At 27.0% G+C, this 2,488-nt stretch carries 3 protein-coding genes; all 3 read right to left on the minus strand.

Annotated features, from left to right (window positions below):
* Positions 1–841, minus strand: an 841-nt coding sequence (gene mobV, locus HMPREF0202_RS11130) for a MobV family relaxase (RefSeq protein WP_023050890.1), incomplete at its 3' end; no start/stop codon positions are given.
* A gap of 162 nt (positions 842–1,003) precedes the next feature.
* Positions 1,004–1,576, minus strand: coding sequence for a replication protein (locus HMPREF0202_RS11135; RefSeq protein ID WP_023050891.1), 573 nt, complete (start codon positions 1,574–1,576; stop codon positions 1,004–1,006).
* 611 nt (positions 1,577–2,187) lie between these two features.
* The coding region (locus HMPREF0202_RS15365; RefSeq protein ID WP_023050893.1) for a hypothetical protein at positions 2,188–2,488 on the minus strand (301 nt) is incomplete at its 5' end.

Consider the following 2,488-nt stretch of genomic DNA (forward strand, 5'->3'; position numbering starts at 1 on the left):
TTTGTAAAGAAATTTTTTCTTGTTTTTCTTTTTCCAAAGCTTCAGATATCTTTTCCAATTTGGCAGCTAAATTTTTATTTTCTATTTTTTCACTAGCCATTCCCATTAAATCTTTTAATTCATTTTCCCCTATTGAGAATCCTGTAAAAATTTTATTTTTTTTAATTCCTTTTTCAATTTCTTTTAAAGTTATCAAATTTTCAATTTCTTTATTTTTTAATTTAATTTCATCTTGTAAATCTTTAATTTGATTTTCAAGATAATTAGTTGTTTTCTTAAACTCATCAACTGATAAATTCTTTCTTTTTGTCTCTTTTGCACTTAATCCTCTTTCCATTTGAGGAAACTCTTTAGATATATGCTCGTAAAATTCATCTTGTAATTTTGCTAAGTCTTTTTTACCATCAATAAATTTTTTCATACTTAATGATCCATCAGAATGTAATGGAACAATAACCGCGTGTAAGTGAGGAGTTGACTCATCTTTATGGACTTTTGCTGAAATGATATTTTCCTTACCAAATTTTCTTTCTAAAAACTCTAAAGACTTTTCAAAATAAATTTTTTCTTTCTCTTCCCCAATCTTATCAAAAAAATCTTTATCCGAAGTAAATAAAACCTCTGTACAAAGAACCGCATCTTTCCTAATTGCTTTTTGTCCCTTATATCGTTTATTAATTTCTTCATCAATTTTTTTCTTATAATTTTCACATTTAACTAAATCATAATTTAAATCTTTTTTTTCTAAATCAATATCAGTATTTGAATGATTTTCTGTTTTTCTCTCATTATGGAGTTCCATTCCTTTGACATTAACACTTTTTCTTTTTTCAAATCTCATAATAGCATAACTCAAATAAATCACCTCTTTTCAATTTTTGCTATCCAAATTATAGCATAAAATTTCTAAGAAGTGTAACACACTACACTTTACTATCGTAAAGAGTGTGCCAGGCTTTCCCCCTGGACTCCCTAAAAACATAAAAAAAAGAATAGCTTTTAGCTATTCTTTAGGTAATCTATGTCTCTTAGATTTTAAATATTGCCCCATGATATAAGCAGAATTATCACATAATAAATAAAACCATTCATCATTATTCAAAGCACAATAATCAAATAAATCTGCAAATTCAACAATATCATTATCATCACAATATTTTCTCATTTCTTTAATTGCGTCATAACGACTTGTAGCAGTTTTAAAAGCTCCAATAATATCAATATTTCCAAAAACTTGTATATCATTCATATTGTATTGAGCTTTATCAGGATTGTCTTTATGAACAAAATATCTAATTAACCCCTTTACTGAATTTACTTTTTCAGGAATCGGAGCTTTTAAACGGTCTGTAATCGATTTTACTTGTTCGTACGACTTTTTACCCTCAAAACAAAACAAAACATGAAAATGAGGCTTTTTAAGCTCTCCAGTACCCTCATTAACATCACTATCATGAAGAGGTGAAACTGAAAAAGAAATTTTTTCATCTTTCAATAAATCTAACCAATTTTCTGGAGCTGATTCTGGATATACAATACAACTCCAATTTCTAACTCTAGTATCTTTTTTTTCCATAAAAAAACCTCCTAAAATTTAGGAGGAACATCACTAATTCTAACTCGGACGAGTTTCTGTATTGAAAAAGATATCAAAAAATGATATACTTTACATACAAAAACATAAATTATACCTAGAATTATTTGAGCTTGTTCCTCGAATAGTTGTTATAAATAGTGGCATATTTATAACCTAGCTAGAGTATATCAAAAAAAAGGCTCATTTGCAAAAAAAGAGCCTTTTTTATTTTATAAAAAACTAAAAATAATAAAAAAGTTTGACCAATGACCAATGACCTCCTAGGGGGTGTCGTAGTCGCCCCCTAGGAGAAAAAATTCAAAAACACCTTAAAAACATAATAAAATAAAGGCTTAATGAAGATTTTTAAAAAAAATCCAAAAAACTCAAAACAATCCAAAATCCAAAAAAACTCAAAAAATTTAAAAAACTTTGTCGCCTTTGGCGAACGGACAAAAAATTTTTTTGAGACTTTTAATTGATCTAGTCCTCAAATTCAAAAAATTAAAAAGATTGCCTTCGGCGATTTAGGACAAAACAAGCTCCGCAAATGGATTTCGAAAAAGTTAATTTTTGAAAAAAATTGAGTTTTAAGAAATTCAAACCTTTTTTTATCTCTCAATTCCCTTTTCCAAACTTTTTTGTAGTCCCTTACTTAAAGTTTTTGACTTTTGTTTTTCTTTTACAAAAGTTCCTTGTAATGCTCTAGGTAAAGTTTTTAAATATTCTTTTTGTGATTCCTCTAATAAATTTGGTGCTTTTTCTAACAATTTTTTCTCTATAATATTCGTATATTCAGTTATTTCATCAACTTTACGAACCATTGATTTATAATGAATATCCCTATCCATCTTTTGGTTTGATTCTTTTTCAAATTTCTTTTGTAAAGAAATTTTTTCTTGTTTTTCTTTT

Source organism: Cetobacterium somerae ATCC BAA-474 (assembly GCF_000479045.1).
Classification (GTDB): Bacteria; Fusobacteriota; Fusobacteriia; order Fusobacteriales; family Fusobacteriaceae; genus Cetobacterium_A; species Cetobacterium_A somerae.